Annotated in this window: 12 protein-coding genes and 3 pseudogenes; 13 read left to right on the forward strand and 2 right to left on the reverse strand. The window is 56.4% G+C overall.

All coding sequences use genetic code 11. The annotated features are described in order from the left end of the window. From BM317_RS25865 to BM317_RS25880, 4 genes and pseudogenes are all read left to right on the forward strand, one after another. Window positions 1–239: transposase (locus BM317_RS25865; protein WP_139236071.1), on the forward strand; the 239-nt coding region annotated here is incomplete at its 5' end. A 377-nt stretch (window positions 240–616) separates the two neighbouring features. Then, a pseudogene (gene ltrA / locus BM317_RS25870) lies at window positions 617–2,045 on the forward strand (group II intron reverse transcriptase/maturase). Between the two features lie 277 nt (window positions 2,046–2,322). Beyond that, a pseudogene (locus tag BM317_RS25875) lies at window positions 2,323–2,829 on the forward strand (AAA family ATPase). Window positions 2,830–3,069: 240 nt separating this feature from the next. After that, the gene (locus tag BM317_RS25880) at window positions 3,070–4,311 is read left to right on the forward strand and encodes a DUF1835 domain-containing protein (protein WP_092476803.1); all 1,242 of its coding nucleotides are present in this window, start codon (window positions 3,070–3,072) and stop codon (window positions 4,309–4,311) included. Between the two features lie 320 nt (window positions 4,312–4,631). On the opposite strand, the gene BM317_RS25885 is transcribed toward BM317_RS25880, so the two are convergent. Beyond that, on the reverse strand, window positions 4,632–5,681 hold the full coding sequence (locus tag BM317_RS25885) for a LacI family DNA-binding transcriptional regulator (protein ID WP_092476805.1): 1,050 nt from the start codon (window positions 5,679–5,681) through the stop codon (window positions 4,632–4,634). A gap of 162 nt (window positions 5,682–5,843) precedes the next feature. Here BM317_RS25885 and BM317_RS25890 point away from each other — a divergent pair, with 162 nt between their 5' ends. Genes BM317_RS25890 through BM317_RS25905 form a run of 4 tightly spaced genes read left to right on the forward strand, consistent with a single transcriptional unit; the run spans window position 5,844 to window position 9,378 of the window. Next, window positions 5,844–6,932: a fatty acid desaturase family protein gene (locus BM317_RS25890; RefSeq protein WP_092170154.1), complete on the forward strand. Its 1,089-nt coding sequence runs from the start codon at window positions 5,844–5,846 to the stop codon at window positions 6,930–6,932. Between the two features lie 36 nt (window positions 6,933–6,968). Then, complete coding sequence (locus BM317_RS25895; RefSeq protein WP_018608132.1) at window positions 6,969–7,289, forward strand: MocE family 2Fe-2S type ferredoxin; 321 nt, start codon at window positions 6,969–6,971, stop codon at window positions 7,287–7,289. Between the two features lie 9 nt (window positions 7,290–7,298). Further along, entirely contained in the window at window positions 7,299–8,540 is a 1,242-nt protein-coding gene (locus BM317_RS25900) for an NAD(P)/FAD-dependent oxidoreductase (protein ID WP_092170150.1), read from the forward strand. Between the two features lies 1 nt (window position 8,541). Continuing rightward, window positions 8,542–9,378 (forward strand): sugar phosphate isomerase/epimerase family protein, encoded by an 837-nt coding sequence (locus tag BM317_RS25905; protein ID WP_092476807.1) that lies wholly within the window; start codon window positions 8,542–8,544, stop codon window positions 9,376–9,378. A gap of 463 nt (window positions 9,379–9,841) precedes the next feature. Here the strand turns inward: BM317_RS25905 and BM317_RS31280 are convergent. Continuing rightward, window positions 9,842–10,896, reverse strand: a pseudogene (locus BM317_RS31280) (transposase); the annotation flags it as partial. Window positions 10,897–11,060: 164 nt separating this feature from the next. Between BM317_RS31280 and BM317_RS25920 the strand changes: the two are divergent. The 5 genes from BM317_RS25920 (at window position 11,061) to BM317_RS25940 (ending at window position 15,402) form a co-directional block, all read left to right on the forward strand. Beyond that, entirely contained in the window at window positions 11,061–11,363 is a 303-nt protein-coding gene (locus tag BM317_RS25920; protein ID WP_092170469.1) for a Dabb family protein, read from the forward strand. 307 nt (window positions 11,364–11,670) lie between these two features. Then, window positions 11,671–12,111, forward strand: coding sequence for a nuclear transport factor 2 family protein (locus BM317_RS25925; RefSeq protein WP_092170136.1), 441 nt, complete (start codon window positions 11,671–11,673; stop codon window positions 12,109–12,111). 10 nt (window positions 12,112–12,121) lie between these two features. Beyond that, complete coding sequence (locus BM317_RS25930; RefSeq protein WP_170842328.1) at window positions 12,122–13,456, forward strand: MBL fold metallo-hydrolase; 1,335 nt, start codon at window positions 12,122–12,124, stop codon at window positions 13,454–13,456. After that, complete coding sequence (locus BM317_RS25935; protein WP_092170128.1) at window positions 13,453–14,208, forward strand: SDR family NAD(P)-dependent oxidoreductase; 756 nt, start codon at window positions 13,453–13,455, stop codon at window positions 14,206–14,208. Before BM317_RS25930 ends, BM317_RS25935 begins: the two co-directional genes overlap by 4 nt. 87 nt (window positions 14,209–14,295) lie before the next feature. Further along, window positions 14,296–15,402 (forward strand): serine hydrolase domain-containing protein, encoded by a 1,107-nt coding sequence (locus BM317_RS25940; RefSeq protein ID WP_170842327.1) that lies wholly within the window; start codon window positions 14,296–14,298, stop codon window positions 15,400–15,402.

Here is a 15,402-nt window from a genome sequence, read left to right on the forward strand (position 1 = left end):
CCTGGAAGCAATGGCTGCGCCATGCGCATGAAAGCGAAATACCAGCTCTGATCCAGTTCGCCAAACGGCTAAAGGGTTACTGGCGGGGCATCGTGAGCCGGGTTCGCTGGCCGATGCACACCGGTCAGTTGGAAGGAATAAACAATCGAATAAAGGTCATCAAGCGGATGGCGTACGGTTACCGGGATAGCGAATTCTTTTTCATGAAGATCAAGAGCGTCTTTCCCGGTAATCCGTGAAGAACCTTTTTTTGGTGCGCCAGGCATGGCGCGTTGCGCGCAAGCGCAACCAGCTTGGCTGTGGTGGCCACGCTGGTGACTTGGAGGTGAAAGTCCTCTACACACCCGGCAAGGGGAAGTGTTAGCCAGAGGCAAGGGTGTCGCGGGTGACTGCGAATCTGAAGGAAGCCCAAAATTGCCAAAGCCCAATACTTGCACGGAACGCTGTGACGTAGATCCGACAGGCATAAGCAGGAAGGTCGCGCGAATTACCCTGGGAGATCTGCCCGTTTGCCAATGTGCTACCGAGCGTCGAGAGGCGACGGGATGAACGTGTAGAAGTCAGCCGAAGCCGTAGTAAGTGGCGGTTAACCGCGTCACCAAGGGCCGAACAGGTTGTGCCGCCGGTAGGCGTCAGAGTCTCGTTGAATACCGAAATGCAGAAATTTCTCCCAGAGAAGACTGTGACTCCGAGTCCCGGACAGAATCCGAGGATGACGGCTGACAGCGCACAGGTATCAACGGCGTTTGTGACGTGGACGAACGCGGAGCCGGACACGCTGATGGAGCGAGTGCTTGCACCCGCCAACCTCAGACGTGCGTATCAACGTGTGGTCAGCAACAAGGGCGCACCGGGTGCCGATGGCATGACGGTCGACCAATTGGCGGATTACGTGAAACAGTATTGGCCTATCGTCAAGGCTCGGTTGCTGGCCGGTGAGTATCACCCGCAAGGTGCACGCGCCGTCGAAATCCCCAAACCCAAAGGCGGAACCCGTCAGTTGGGTATCCCCAATGTGATGGATCGCCTGATCCAACAAGCTCTGCTGCAACAGCTCACGCCGATCTTCGATCCTCTGTTCTCGGACTACAGCTATGGCTTTCGTCCAGGTAGAAGCGCTCACCAAGCTATCGAAACCGCCCGTGCCCATGTGGTTGCGGGTCACCGCTGGTGCGTGGAACTCGATCTGGAGAAGTTCTTTGATCGGGTCAACCACGATGTATTGATGGCCTGTGTAGAGCGTCAAATCGAAGACAAACGGGTGCTGAGGCTAATCCGCCGTTACCTCGAAGCCGGTGTAATGGTGGGCGGGATCGTCAGCCAACGGCGAGAGGGCACGCCGCAAGGCGGCCCGCTCTCGCCACTGCTGTCGAACATCCTGCTCAACGAATTCGACCGCGAACTGGAACGGCGGGGCCATCGCTTCGTGCGTTATGCCGACGACGCCAACATTTATGTACGTAGTCGTCGTGCAGGCGAGCGAGTGATAGCCGGTGTCGAGCGCTTCCTGAGTCTGCGGCTGAAACTGACGCTGAATCGGGAAAAGAGCCGGGTAGCAGGATCTTGGGTCTGTGATTACTTGGGGTATGGGATGAGCTGGCATCAACAGCCAAGGCTTAGAGTGGCAACGATAAGCCTGGGTCGCTTGCGCGACCGGCTCACAGACCTGTTGCGCGGAGCGCGGGGGCACAAGATGGCGAATGTCATCGAGCGGATAAACCCCGTGCTGCGCGGTTGGGCGGGCTACTTCAAGTTAACTCAAGGCAAGCGAGCGATGGAGAAGCTTGATGGCTGGGTACGTCACAAACTTCGCTGCATGGTATGGCGTCAATGGAAGCAACCCTCGACGAGGGCTCGCAACCTGATACGTCTGGGAATCGGCGAAGGGCGCGCCTGCGCATCAGCCTCTAATGGGCGAGGCCCATGGTGGAACTCGGGGGCACCACACATGAATCAGGCGCTACCGAAGAAGCTATGGGATCGACTGGGTCTGGTCTCGATACTGGATACTGGATACGATAAACCGGCTTAACCGCACAGTCTGAACCGCCGTATACGGAACCGTACGTACGGTGGTGTGAGAGGACGGCGGATGTAAATACGCCTCCTACTCGATCCTGTAAAATGCCTAAACGTTTGATGCGCTGTGCTAAACGTCGGACCGCTCCTTCTTGGGATCATCCTATGCTGAGCGATAAACAGAGACAATTACACCTCATTACAAGAAGTTCGAGCCCTACGGGGCCGAATGAGCAGCGGGCGAATGAGATCGGGCAGCTGGCCAAGGCCAGTGTTGAGTTAACTCACAGTAAAGGACAGATAATGCTTATCGTATTCAGCGGTCTTCCTGGCACCGGAAAAACCACTATTGCCAAAGGGCTGGTCGATACGATAGGCGCTCTCTACCTGCGGATCGATACTATTGAGCAAGCGATACGAAATTCCGGTGCACTTGCTCAAGATGTAGGGCGTAGTGGTTACATGGTCGCTAATGAACTTGCGCTGAGTAATCTTGATCTAGGACGTACCGTCATCGTTGACTGTGTAAATCCAGTGATCGAAAGCCGATTGGCCTGGAGCGAAATCGCCTCAAGGGCTGGTGTTCGGTTGATGAATATTGAAGTGATTTGTTCGGACAAAAATGAACATCAGCGTCGTGTAGAGACAAGGCTGGGTGATATTTCGGGGCTGACTCCACCAACCTAGCAATCTGTGTTGGATCACGAATATGAAGCGTGGGCTGAAGCACCGTTTACGATAGACACGGCCCTGACTTCGCCGATTCAAGCCGTATCGATGCTCGCCAAACGCTTACTGGCCGGTGCGTAGCGTCCGCTAAGTGCAATGCGGCAAGGCGTAATACCCGTTCACTTACCCCTGTCCCGCCATACGCACCAACGGAGTTTTTTGTGGGCGAGCGTTGCCTCACTCAGCGCTTAACGCTAGAGTCTGGTCTTAGGCGTTCGCTGCGCCCGCGGTCCGCGCGAAGGGGCAACCCAGGCTCGTTTTACTTATTTTCTTTTTCCAACTCCCGGCTTGCGGGCGGACCGAGCCAGACAAGGAGTTGGCATGCCCGCCATTAATACTTCCCGCCATCACGGCCGCCTCGATCTACCCACCTTGCGTAAACGCGCCAAGCGCTTGTTGACGGCGTTGAAAGATAACCAGGCCAGCGAAGCTCGCGCACAGCTTTGCGCGCTCGGCTTGCCTGGTCCCGCTTACTGTCTCGCTGACACCCAGTGGCTGGTGGCCCGCGAGGCCGGCTTCGCCAGCTGGCCCAAGCTCAGAGCCCACGCCGATGCAGTGGCCTTCGCCGCGCGCCATCCGGGTTTCGTTGCCGATGACGAGACCGCAGTACAGCATTGGCGGTGCGGCAACGATATCGAGCACAGCTTGCGCACTGCTGGCTTCCAAGGCGCGTTTCACATGTTCGACGACCCGATGGTGATGGGGCCAGTCCCCACACTGCCGGAACCTGAGTACTGGCAGGTACGCAGCGCCTATGCGCAACAGGCGTTCGGCCTTGCCGCCAGTGATATCGCACAGCGCCAGGCCACACAGAGGTTGGCATTGGCGCAACTTCATGCCGATAGCGAAGTGGTACTTTGGTGCGAAGCCGACGCCTATGACCAGTTGTTCCTGATCCGTCTGCTGGCAAGCCTCTCCAGCCGACCGCGCCGACTCGAACTGATCGAAATTGCCCAGGTGCCGGGAGTTGAACGGTTTATTGGTATCGGTCAGTTGGCGCCAGATCTGCTCGCCTGGCTCTGGCCACAACGCCGCTCGCTAGGGGACGACGCGCTGGCGCTGGCGCGCCAGACGTGGGCCGCGTATACCGCGCCGGATCCGCGCCAGTGGGCGCAGTTGGCGGGCCAGCAGCATCCGGTCTTGCCGCTGCTGGGCCCCGCCCTGGCACGGCAACTACAGGAGCTTCCGGGCGTAGACGACGGCCTGAGTCTGACCGAGCGTCTGGTGCTACGCATCCTGGGAGAGCATGGCGAGCTGCCCGCAGGTCGGGTGTTCGCCCAATTAATGCAGCACGATGAGCCGCTACCGTACTTGGGCGACTTGATGTTCCATGCATTGCTGCGGCCATTGATCGATGCGCCCCAGCCGCTATTGCGCGAAGGGCAGGGAAACACCTGGCCGCAACGACTTCTACAGTTGACGGAGCTGGGTGTCAGGGTTCTCACCGGACAGGCGCATTGGCTCGACCAACAGCCGCCGGAGCGTTGGGTGGGTGGGGTGCATTTGGCTGCCGGCAAGACGCCCTGGGTGGTCAGCGCGGAGGGGCAGGTATGGCGGCGCTGAATGATTGCAAGCCTTCTTGGACGACCTGGGATTTGAACGGCTTTGAGTTCCGTTGATGCATGGCGATCCTGCTTGCATGAGCTAAAAATGGTGTCCACTTAAATAGGTAGACATCAAGCGTCACTGGTGTGCCAGGCATGGCGCGTTGCGCGTAAGCGCAACCAGTTTGGCTGTGGTGGCCACGCTGGTGACTTGGAGGTGAAAGTCCTCTACCGAGCGTTTAGGAGGGACGGGACTGAATGCGCAGAAGTCAGCTGAAGCCGTAGTAGGTGGCGGTTAACCGCGCCATCAAGGGCTGAACAGATTGTGCCGCCAGCCCATCAGGTTTGGGTATTCTCCGATGTCACAATCTGCAGCGGAATATGCACCCGGTGACGCACAGGATCGAACTGCTCCGCGGTCTGCAATTCCACCAGTAGATCCACCAGCGCCGTTGCAGTCTGGCGCGGCTGAGAGTCGATCACCACGTCGACCAAACCCTGGGCAAGGGCTTGGCGTGACAGCTCGGTGGACTCCTGCAAAATGCAGCACAGCGTCGGGCGCTTGGGCAGTTGCGCCAACGCGTTGATAATCCCGTCGCCACCGCCGCCTACCACGCATAGCCCGCGCAAATCGTCATGCCGAACCAGCAGGTCGAGGGTTGCTTCCTCGGTGATGTCGCAGTTGTCCAGATTGATCAGCGGCTCCAGCGGGCGCAGCCCAGGTGCGTGTTCGGCCAAGTAACTGTGCAAGCCTTCGACCCGCGCCTGGTGGCCAAGAAAGCGATGACCTCCGAGCAGAATGCCGATGCTGCCTTTGCGCGCGCCACAGGTGCGGGCCAGCAGCCACCCCATCGTGCGCCCGACGACCTGATTGTCTTGGCCGACATAGGGCTCGGTCGCCGCCTCATGAATGCCCGACAGCAGTGCCACCACGGGCACGCCAGCCTCGCGAATCTGGGCAAGGGCGGCGTTGATCTGCGGGTGGGCGAAGCTGACCACCGCCAGGCCGTCGCACTGCACCGCCAACTGTTCGATCTGGGCGATGATGGCGCTGGGGGTGCGATCAAAAACGTATTCGAATTGGCAGGTCAGGTTGGCCCCGACCTGGCGTTGCGCGGCCTCGGTGATGGCTTGGGCCAGGTTGGCGTAGAACGCCTGGGCGGTGCCCAGCAGCAGGATGCCGAAACGGTACGTGGGGCGACGTTCGAGAATACGTTGGCCGATCAGCCGTGCGGCAAAATAGCCCACGGCTTCTGCGGCCTGAAGCACCTGTTCGGCTGTGGCTGGATTAACCGGGGCGCGAGCGTTGAGCACGCGGTCGACGGTGGCGACACTTAAGCCTGCGTGTTTGGCGACCGTGGCGATGGTGGGGCGTTTATTGTTATTCATGATGGACCTTCAAAGCGTCTTGATAGAAAACTATCAAGCCCTGCAGTAGCTGGATGATAGCTTGATAGGGAATGTATTCAAGACCTTGAGAGGGCCTTTCACGCTCTCTATATTTTCTTACGCAAAGCACCTGACATCTCACGCTTGCGGAGAACAATAACAATGTCTCAAGACAACACAGCCTCTACTCGCGACTATCGCCTGACCGGCCCTGAAGCTGCCCGCGCGGCTGAAAAAGGCCTTGTATCGGCCAGTTGGTACCAGTCGCCCATCTCCCGTCAACGTATGAAGCAACTGATGCAGCGCCGCGACGGCCCGGCCTTGCTCGACACCGCCATCTGGCTGCTGGCCCTGCTGATCACCGGCTTCGGCGGCTACTGGTTCTGGGGCACTTGGGCTTGTGTGCCGTTTTTTCTTGCGTATGGCGTTCTGTACGCCACCGCCTCCAACCCGCGCTGGCATGAAAGCGGTCACGGCACGGCTTTCAAGACTCGCTGGATGAATGATGCGCTCTACCAGGTGGCGAGCTTCATGTGCATGTTCGAGCCCCACGTGTGGCGCTGGAGCCATGCCCGGCACCATACAGACACCATCGTCGTCGGCCGCGATCCGGAAATCGTCGAACCGCGTCCACCGAGCTTGTTCATGATGCTGCTGAGCCTGTTCCAGATCCCGTTGCTGCTGAAGACGATGGGGGGCGTGTGCCGGCACGCGGTTGGCAAAATGAATGCCCAGGAACAGACGTTCATCCCTGAGTCCGAGTGGCCCAAGGTGTTCCTGGCGGCCCGTATCTGGCTCGTGATTTACGCCGTTATCTTTGGCGCGGCGCTTTACCTGCACAGCTGGTTGCCGCTGATGTATATCGGCCTGCCCATCCTGTATGGCGGCTGGTTGTCCTACCTGTTTGGCCTCACCCAACATGTAGGCCTGGCGGAAGATGTGCTGGACCACCGTAGCAACTGCCGCACCATCTATATGAACCGGGTACTGCGCTTTCTGTACATGAACATGAATTATCACCTTGAGCACCACATGTATCCGATGGTGCCGTACCACGCCCTGGCGCAACTCCATGAAGAGATCCGCCACGACTGCCCGCCGCCTTACGCCAACATAGGTGAGGCCTTCAAGGAAATCATTCCGACCCTCTTGAAGCAGCGCAAGGACCCGACGTATTTCGTGCGCCGCCCCGTCGGTAGCTCAAGGCCTGCCACCGACGCTCATCCACAGGCTGAAGCCACCCTGGGCTGACACCTTCCGGCTGTATCCCGAACAAGAGAAAACGCCATGAACGATCAATGGATCGATGTATGCGCCGTGGGCGAAATCAATGAAGAAGACGTCATTCGCTTCGACCACGGTCCGCATACCTATGCCATCTACCGCTCTGCTGACAACGAGTTTTTTGCCACTGCCGGCCTGTGTACTCACGAGTCGATTCACCTGGCTGACGGCCTGGTGATGGACCACGTCATCGAGTGCCCCAAGCACAATGGGCGCTTTGACTATCGCACCGGCAAAGCCTTGGGGGCGCCAGTGTGCGTCAACCTCAAGACCTATCCGGTACGGGTCGACGCGGGACGGGTTCTGCTCGCCATTTCGGCTTGACCGCCAGGAGTGCACGCCATGAATGCTCCACTGATTATCGTCGGCGCCGGCCATGCCGGTGGCCGCGCGGCGTTGACCTTGCGCGAGCAGGGTTATACCGGTCGGCTGATCCTGATCGGCGATGAACTCCATTTGCCGTACGAACGTCCTCCGCTGTCCAAGGGCTTGCTGCAGGGCACGATGGACCTGGACGATTGCAGCCTGTGGAGCGATAGCCGGCTCACTGAATTGAACATCGAACACCTGGCGGGCAACCCGGTCAAAAGCCTGGATCCGCAGCACCACCGCCTGCAATTGACCGACGGACGTTGGTTGCCTTACAGCCGATTACTGTTGGCAACCGGGGGCAGAGCGCGTCGCTTGTCCCTGGTGCCTGAACCTCTGGCCAACGTGCTTTACCTGCGCACGCATGACGAAGCCCTGGCCCTGCGCAGCGCATTGATGCCCGGCACGCGCCTGGTGATCATCGGCGGTGGCTTTATCGGCCTCGAAGTCGCGGCAACGGCCCGAACCTTAGGCTGTCAGGTGACGTTGCTGGAAGCCGGGCCACGACTGGCCGGGCGAGTCTTGCCTGAAGCCGTATCCCAGTCCTTGTTGGAGTTGCATCGGCAACAGGGCGTGGACGTGCGGCTGAACGTAGCGCTTGAAAGGGTACAAGGCATCGAACGCGCTGAGGCGGTGCAACTGGTGGACGGCCAGGTGTTGCCCTGTGACTGGGTGGTAGTCGGTATCGGCATGCAACCCAACATCGAATTGGCCGCGGCGGCGGGGCTTGAGGTGGGCCAGGGAATTCGAGTCGATGCCCAGTTGCGCACCAGCGCGCCGGACATCTTTGCTGCCGGCGATGTGTGTGAGTTTCGCCTGCACGCCGACGCGTTATTCCAGCGCCAGGAGACCTGGCGCAATGCCGAGACCCAGGGCCGTCACGCGGCATTGAATCTGTTGGGCGGCGAGCTGCCGTTCGAAGGTGTTCCCGGCTTCTGGTCTGATCAGTACGACTGGGGTTTACAGACGGTGGGCGTGATCTCACCGGCGCCACTTTCCGCCGCTCGCACCTTGGCAGGCGGTGGTCTGCTGCTGTTCTACCTGGACACCGAGCAACGTTTGCAAGGCGCCTGCGGCTGGGGGCAGGGCAACAGCGTTGCCAAGGACATCAAGTTGTGTGAACGGCTGATTGCCAACCTGACCCCACTCTCTGTGGACGCGTTGGCCGATGCCGATGTGCCTCTCAAACATCTACTAAGGCCCTGACATGCGTGAGTTCCTGGTATTTCAGTCCCTGTGGGCCATGCAAGATCACCGTGGTCAATGCGATCTTTCCCTGGAGGCGCAGGTGGAGAAGATTGCCGCTGCTGGCTTCGATGGGATCACCGACCATTTCTGGATCGCGCCACAGGCCGAGCGCCTGCATGCCGCTGCCAAGGCGCAAGGCCTGCAAATCGAAGGTCAACTGTTTCCTCGCACCGTGAGTGACTTGGCGCAAGCGCTTGAGGTTGCCTCCCGCTACGGCTGCCACCACCTCACGCTGCAAGCCGATGTCCGGCCGCGCACGCTGGCACAAGCGATCACTCTGGTCGAAGGCTGGCAGCGTCTGGCCGAGCAGGTGGACTTTCCGATCCTGCTGGAAACCCACCGCTATCGTCTCACCAGTGACCTGTTGTTCACCCTCGACTTGCTCGCGCAGATGCCCGACCTCAAGTTGTTGGCTGACTTGTCTCATTACGTCGTGGGCCGCGAGTTGCCTGAGTCGGCCGCGGCCGAAGACGACGAACAGATTCACACCATCCTACGACACAGTTGGGGTTTTCACGGGCGGGTCGCTAATAGTGAGCAGGTCCAGGTGCCCTTGACCTTCGCCAAGCATCGCCTCTGGTTGGACTGGTTTCTGGGCTGGTGGCGTTACGGGATCAAGGATTGGCTCGCGCGACCGAACACACCCGCGAGCCTGTCCTTCACCTGTGAACTTGGCCCGCCACCCTATGCGATCACAGGGAGTGATGGGCGCGACATAACGGATCGCTGGCGCGAGGCGCTGACGCTGAAGGAACTGATGCGGGGTGTTTGGGATGAATGTCAGGCGGGGCGCTGATCTAAGGCATGACGGGTTATGACGGTTTGTATCGATGGTGTCTCTGGAACCATCATTTGCCTGCCGAGCCTCGAACCAGTCAACCATGCGAATCAAATGCGGTGTCCAATCTCGATTGAGATCCACGGTGGCCAATGCGGCAGCACCCCACCCGAACTTGCACAACTGAACAGAGGGCAGATCCTCGAACTGTTCCGGTGTGCCATGCTGCCGGGCTATTCGGAGCACAGCGCCTTCACTCGCGTCTTCAAGGAGTGGAGCGAAGGTCGCCGCATGAGGCCAGGCAACTGAATTCGGAGCCTCACTGAGCAGGAGTGGAGTTAAGGACGCTCCAGGGAGCGGGCCTGTCTCTGGTCGGCTTCGGGACATCAAGCCCTATATGAGTGGTCGCAAGTGGTCCAGAGTGTATGAATGCACTGAGGCACTATCGGCGAGCAGCGGGGGGACCAAAGTACAGACCTCCTCAGGCCGACGGCGACTTTATTAAGCCGCAGGTAACGAGAGCTTTCATAACCCGCTTTAAGTTGTAGTCGAGGATGTTCAGGTTGATCTTCGCACTTACTTTGTTCAGTTCTCGTGCCAGGAAATGCGTGGCGCCCATTCGTTGTTTGAGTGCCTCGAATGGACACTCAACCTTCTGTTTGCGTAACAGCATCATCTCCGGCGTGTTGCTCAGCCTATTCTGCATTTCATCCACTACGGCCTCATGCTCACGGCGTCTAATCTACCATTTCGTGCTCGGTGTGCACCGCGTTTTCATTGCGCCGCCCGGCATTTCGAATTCCAGTGACGATGCAGCGTCGGGCCGTTTTCAACGTTGGGATAGCGCCAGGTCAACGCCTCTCCAGTGGGGCAAATTTCTTGGTTTTTTGCCGCCTCAGATACAGGCATCGTTATTGAAATGCTCGTCCGCTTTGGCTCCAGAAGTCATCGGCTTGGGCACGTAGTCAGTGATGCTTGCATCATGGCAAGCCACGATATCTTCGCTTTTGAAGTAACTTCAATCGGCTACTATCGACACAGTTTCTGACGCCGTAGCTTCAAGGGCCTGCTTGGCCGTCGAGCTGAGTTGATCTCGGTCGGAACCGACGTTAGTAAATTCATGGCAATGATCAAATGGTGCCTATCGACCCCTGTCTATACGTTGTAAACAACGATTGCGGTGCCGTACATCATCATGAAGCGACTGTTTGAACCGGTCATTGAGACCTATTTATTCTCGATGCATTAAGCTGGATTTTGATCGTTTGAAGCTCTTTCATTTGCGTTTTGAGCTTGGCGACTTTTTCTTCCAGCCGTACGGCGCTCAGCTCGGAAGCTGTGGCTCTTGCTGATCGGCAGCATCGAGTGCTGTCTGGTAACGATTGAAGCTCGATTCAATTCACTTCGTTCGTCGCTCAGTTTTGCGCAGGTGAAATGGCGGTCGCGGTTGTTGATTTTTTTAAATTTACTACCCTGATGGTGACCAGATTTTCCAAGCATTTCCAACTAATGACAGAGCACAACTAATTGGCGACACCTATGTGAATGTACTTTTTGTAACCCTTGAGGCTGTTCCCTACATTTCTGCGGTTTGTAGAACCAGCAGCAAAAAATAGAAAGGCCTTGCTATCTAATGGAAGGTGATTTCGCCAAGTCAAGTCGTGCTGAATTGGCCGTTCGCAATTTCTCAGGGCGTAAAAATGATTAAGCACATCGTTATGTGGAAGGTTGTGGGGGATGATGAGGCGAAACGCTGCGCTGCAGCACATCTGGTTAAACAATCTTTTGAGGCGTTACGCGGGCGTATTCCAGGCATGCTGCACATTGAAATCGGCATTGACTACTGCCATTTCGAACACAGCTGCGACGTGGTGCTTTACTCCGAGTTTGAGTCAAAGGCTGCATTGAATGCTTACGCCATGCACCCGGAGCATCTGCGTGTACGTGATCTCTTGATAGGGGTGCGTATTACTCGTCACCAAGTCGACTATCAGTCCGAGTAAGACTGGCTGAATGGGCGTCTCTAAATCAGGATTGCTGCTATTGCGGCGAAACGCTTCCTCGCAATTTTCTCTCTGCATGAGACGGTAATTCTGTAGCGTTGTCCTGATTTTTTTGCTTGCGTTACTACGCCCGTCCCCCTCAATTGGTTCGTTTTTTTTGCATAGGGGCAGCTCAATACCACTTTGCATTAATGCGTCATTAACCTATCGAACAAACGTCGCGACGGCGGGGCGCCTATCTTTCGAGAGGCGATTTGCAGGCGAAGATGGCGGGAACATGGAGTCACCATAATAAAAGGAGAACCCCATGTCTCAAGCCATCTCTCTTGACGAGCGCATAGCTGCCGAATGGGCATGTGAGCGCCTAATCAAGCAATTCGCTCAATTGAACGATGCACAGGATCATGACGGTATTGCCGAACTATTCGTTGAGGACGCCCGCTTTTCGCGACCTTTGGCCCCGGATGTTTACTTTCAAGGTCGTGAAGCTATCCGCTCCATGTTCCGTGACCGGCCAACACGGTTAGCACTGCACATCATGGCTACCATTCTGATTGAGCAGACATCAGCGTCGACCGCGCGTGGTCGCTGCTACCTGATTTACGTGTCGAATGGAGATGCTTCATCTGCGCATCCTGCCCCCCTTGAAGGTGCACCAATGTATGGCCAATTCGATGACGAATTTGTCCTGACGAATGATGGATGGCGGTTCTCACATCGTCGTGGCAGCTTGGTACTTAAGGGCTGAGGATCTAGCCATGGCAGCTCAAAAATTCCGCTGTTGGCAGGTAGGTGACGTACTCATCACCCGCATTGTTGAAACCGCGCCCGTCGTTTCTCCCGTTTCCCTAATGTTTCCCGAGGATGATGATGCGCTCATTGCTCCTCACCTCGACTGGCTCAAGCCTCACTTCCTTGATTCTGATGGCCAGATGCTCGTCGCTTGGCAGTGTTTTATCATCGAAACACCGGATCGCCGAATCATGGTCGATACATGTATCGGCAACGATCGTAAGCGTTACTTTGATATTTTCAACGACATGCATAACCCTTTCTTGGAGGATCTGCGCAGCGCAGGTTATCCGCCAGAAAGTATTGATACTGTTCTTTGCACCCATCTTCACTACGACCATGTTGGTTGGAATACCCGATTGGTTAATGGCAAATGGATTCCGACATTCCCGAATGCTCGGTACCTGTTTGGGCAGGTGGAGTGGGAATATATGCTCGGTCTTGCTGAGTCGGGAGATTGGCATCATGCCGGGCACGTTCCTGACTGTCTGCTGCCAATCATGGAATTCGGTTTGGCAGACCTTATTGATACGGATTTCGAGGTTTGTGCGCAAGTCCGTCTGCTTCCCACTCCCGGGCACACCCCAGGGCATGTGAGTGTACATATCGAATCTCAAGGACAAGTCGCGGTAATCACCGGTGACATCATGCACCACCCGGTTCAGATGGCGATTCCTGATAAACATTGCGCGTTCGATCATGACAAGGCTCAAGCCTGTTGTACCCGTCGTACTTTCCTGGCTCGTTACCAAGACAGTGATGCATTGGTGATCGGTAGTCATTTCCCCGAGCCCACCGCTGGCCATGTTCTTAGTGACCAATCGGCATGGCGTTTTGAAGGGAAAGTTAACGATATAAAAATAACCGAAAGAGGGGGACTGAACTTGACTAAGGCTACCAACGCGAATGAACAATTGGTGATCGATTTCTTCACGACGTTGAGCACGGGTGATCTTGTAAAACTCGGTGCTTTCATTGATGCCGATACAACTTGGACACCGATGATTGAAAATGTCCCAGGTGCCGGAACACACACCGGAAAGGCGATTTGTGAAGCGTTCCTTGCTCCAGTTCGTGGCCTCTTCACTGATGGTGACCCGAAGGTGCTCGTCGACAGCGTTGTCTCCAGTGGTGACAAGGTGATGTGTGAAACCCGAGGAGTTGGAAAGTTGCGTGATGGGCGCCCTTACAACAACCGGTATGCGTGGGCATTTGTCATCTGCGATGGCCGTATCAAAGTGATTCGGGAATACATGGATAGCCACTACGTTATGGTCAATCTCATGGATGGGCAGTCATGACTCACGACTTCTCTCGTTTCAATATCTTCATTTCCGGCGCGGGAAGGGGGTTAGGGCATTCCACGGCGCAATATATGGCTAGCCTCGGTGCGACCATCGGTGTCGCTGATATTGATGCAGCCGGATGCGAAGAGACGGTGAAAAAAATTCGAGAGGCTGGTGGGAAGGCGTATGGCTATGTAGCCGACTTGGCCTCTCGTAGTGAATTTCTTCGGGTTGCTTCGGAGTTTTCTGCTGAAGTAGGAACACTCAACGCCGTACTCAACAATGCTTCAATCCTTCGTTATGCACCGATTGAATCCGTCGACGAGCAGACAATCGACCTGATGGTAGGCGCTGGCCTGAAAACAGTGTTCTGGGGTGCTCAAGCTCTCCTCGCAAACATGGATGCCAAGCAGGGCGGCATGATCATTAATTATGCCTCGCCAGTTTCCCATCGTGGGTTCGCGAATGCTTCTGCCTACACCGCCGTTAAAGGCGCAGTGCACGCATTAACTCGTTCGATGGCCGCTGAACTTGGTCCTCGCGGTGTGCGAGTGAATGCCATTTCTCCAGGTTCCGTACCAACGCCTGGAGCCGTCGCACATGTCTCTCAGGAGGAATACGCCAAGCGAGCTGCCAAGATTCCTTTGCGTCGATTGGGTGAGGACGCAGACATCGCTCAGGCGATTGCATTTCTTCTTAGTCCAGGCGCCGCATTTGTACATGGTTCCGTCTTTTGTGTTGACGGCGGCATCGTGGCAGCAGGCTAACGGCCATTTAGATTATTTGAGGTGCACATGGGTGCAAGTAATGTAGGGCGGCATTTTAATGAGGAGCGCCTTCAGGAGCTCCGTGCAGTGATTGAGCGTGACATTGCTAGAGGTGACTATCATGGCGCTGTGATTCGAGTTTCATTGGGGGGAAAGGTTGGTCTGGATACTGCGATTGGAAGTGCCGACGCAGATCAGACTATGCCCCTGTCTGTGAACTCTGTCTTTAGCATTTTCTCTCTGACCAAAGCCCTCACAAACGTGTTGGCGTTACGCTCGGTAGAGCTCGGACGGTTAGCGCTAACGACTCGTGTTGTTGACATTATTCCTGAGTTCAAAGGTGTACCACGTGAGCAGGTAACCTTGTTCCATCTGCTTACCCATACCACCGGCATGCCAGGCGTATGGATCCCTAAAGTAGATATGTACCAGGATCGTCTTGATGAACTTGTGCAAGCAGTTTGCGAGAACGTACATGGAAGCGTTCCGCCTGGAGAGCGCTGTGATTATTCACCTGTAGCCAATCAAGTTTTGATTGGCGAAATGTTGCGTCGTACAGACCCAGAAGAACGCAGCTTCAGTGATTTGATTCGCGAGGATCTTTTTGAACCGCTTGGTATGCATGACACCCACATGGGAGTGCGTTCAGATTTGCGAGCGCGCAAGGTCGTGCCTGACATGCGGGGCGTCATTCCGATCAAGTGCCTTGGACGGACTCAGCCTGGGCCCTTCAGTCTGTTTGAGGAAGAGGTATGTGAGGCGCCACACGTAGGGGCCGTATCGACTACACGAGACATCTGGCGGTTTGCAGAAATGCTTTGCCGTGGTGGTGAACTTGACGGGGCTCGTATTCTTTCTGCTCGAATGATTGAGGTGGCACGACGCAATCACACGGGCGATCTCTACAACGAGCTGTATCGAGCGGTTGCACTGCGCGCGGGATGGTTTACTCCGCCGCCTGCGTACATTGGACTTGGATTTAGCGTACGCGGTGAAAAAATCGTGCATCACCAGTTTGGTACCCTCACCTCGACAGAGACATTCGGTAACTACGGCGCAGGTACGACTATGTTCTGGATTGATCCGACCCTAGACCTGGTTTTCTCCTGCCTCACCGCCGGTGTCATGACTCAGGCTGCCAATATTCAGCGCTTCCAGCGATTGTCCGATCTTGCCGTTTGTGCGGTGGTGTGA

The organism is Pseudomonas sp. NFACC24-1, assembly GCF_900115235.1.
GTDB lineage: Bacteria > Pseudomonadota > Gammaproteobacteria > Pseudomonadales > Pseudomonadaceae > Aquipseudomonas > Aquipseudomonas fluorescens_AA.

Coding starts and splice junctions, on each gene's coding strand:
- BM317_RS25880 (WP_092476803.1), top strand. CDS start 3,070: ATGCCCGCCATTAATACTTCCCGCCATCACGGCCGCCTCGATCTACCC.
- BM317_RS25885 (WP_092476805.1), bottom strand. CDS start 5,681: ATGAATAACAATAAACGCCCCACCATCGCCACGGTCGCCAAACACGCA.
- BM317_RS25890 (WP_092170154.1), top strand. CDS start 5,844: ATGTCTCAAGACAACACAGCCTCTACTCGCGACTATCGCCTGACCGGC.
- BM317_RS25895 (WP_018608132.1), top strand. CDS start 6,969: ATGAACGATCAATGGATCGATGTATGCGCCGTGGGCGAAATCAATGAA.
- BM317_RS25905 (WP_092476807.1), top strand. CDS start 8,542: ATGCGTGAGTTCCTGGTATTTCAGTCCCTGTGGGCCATGCAAGATCAC.
- BM317_RS25920 (WP_092170469.1), top strand. CDS start 11,061: ATGATTAAGCACATCGTTATGTGGAAGGTTGTGGGGGATGATGAGGCG.
- BM317_RS25925 (WP_092170136.1), top strand. CDS start 11,671: ATGTCTCAAGCCATCTCTCTTGACGAGCGCATAGCTGCCGAATGGGCA.
- BM317_RS25930 (WP_170842328.1), top strand. CDS start 12,122: ATGGCAGCTCAAAAATTCCGCTGTTGGCAGGTAGGTGACGTACTCATC.
- BM317_RS25935 (WP_092170128.1), top strand. CDS start 13,453: ATGACTCACGACTTCTCTCGTTTCAATATCTTCATTTCCGGCGCGGGA.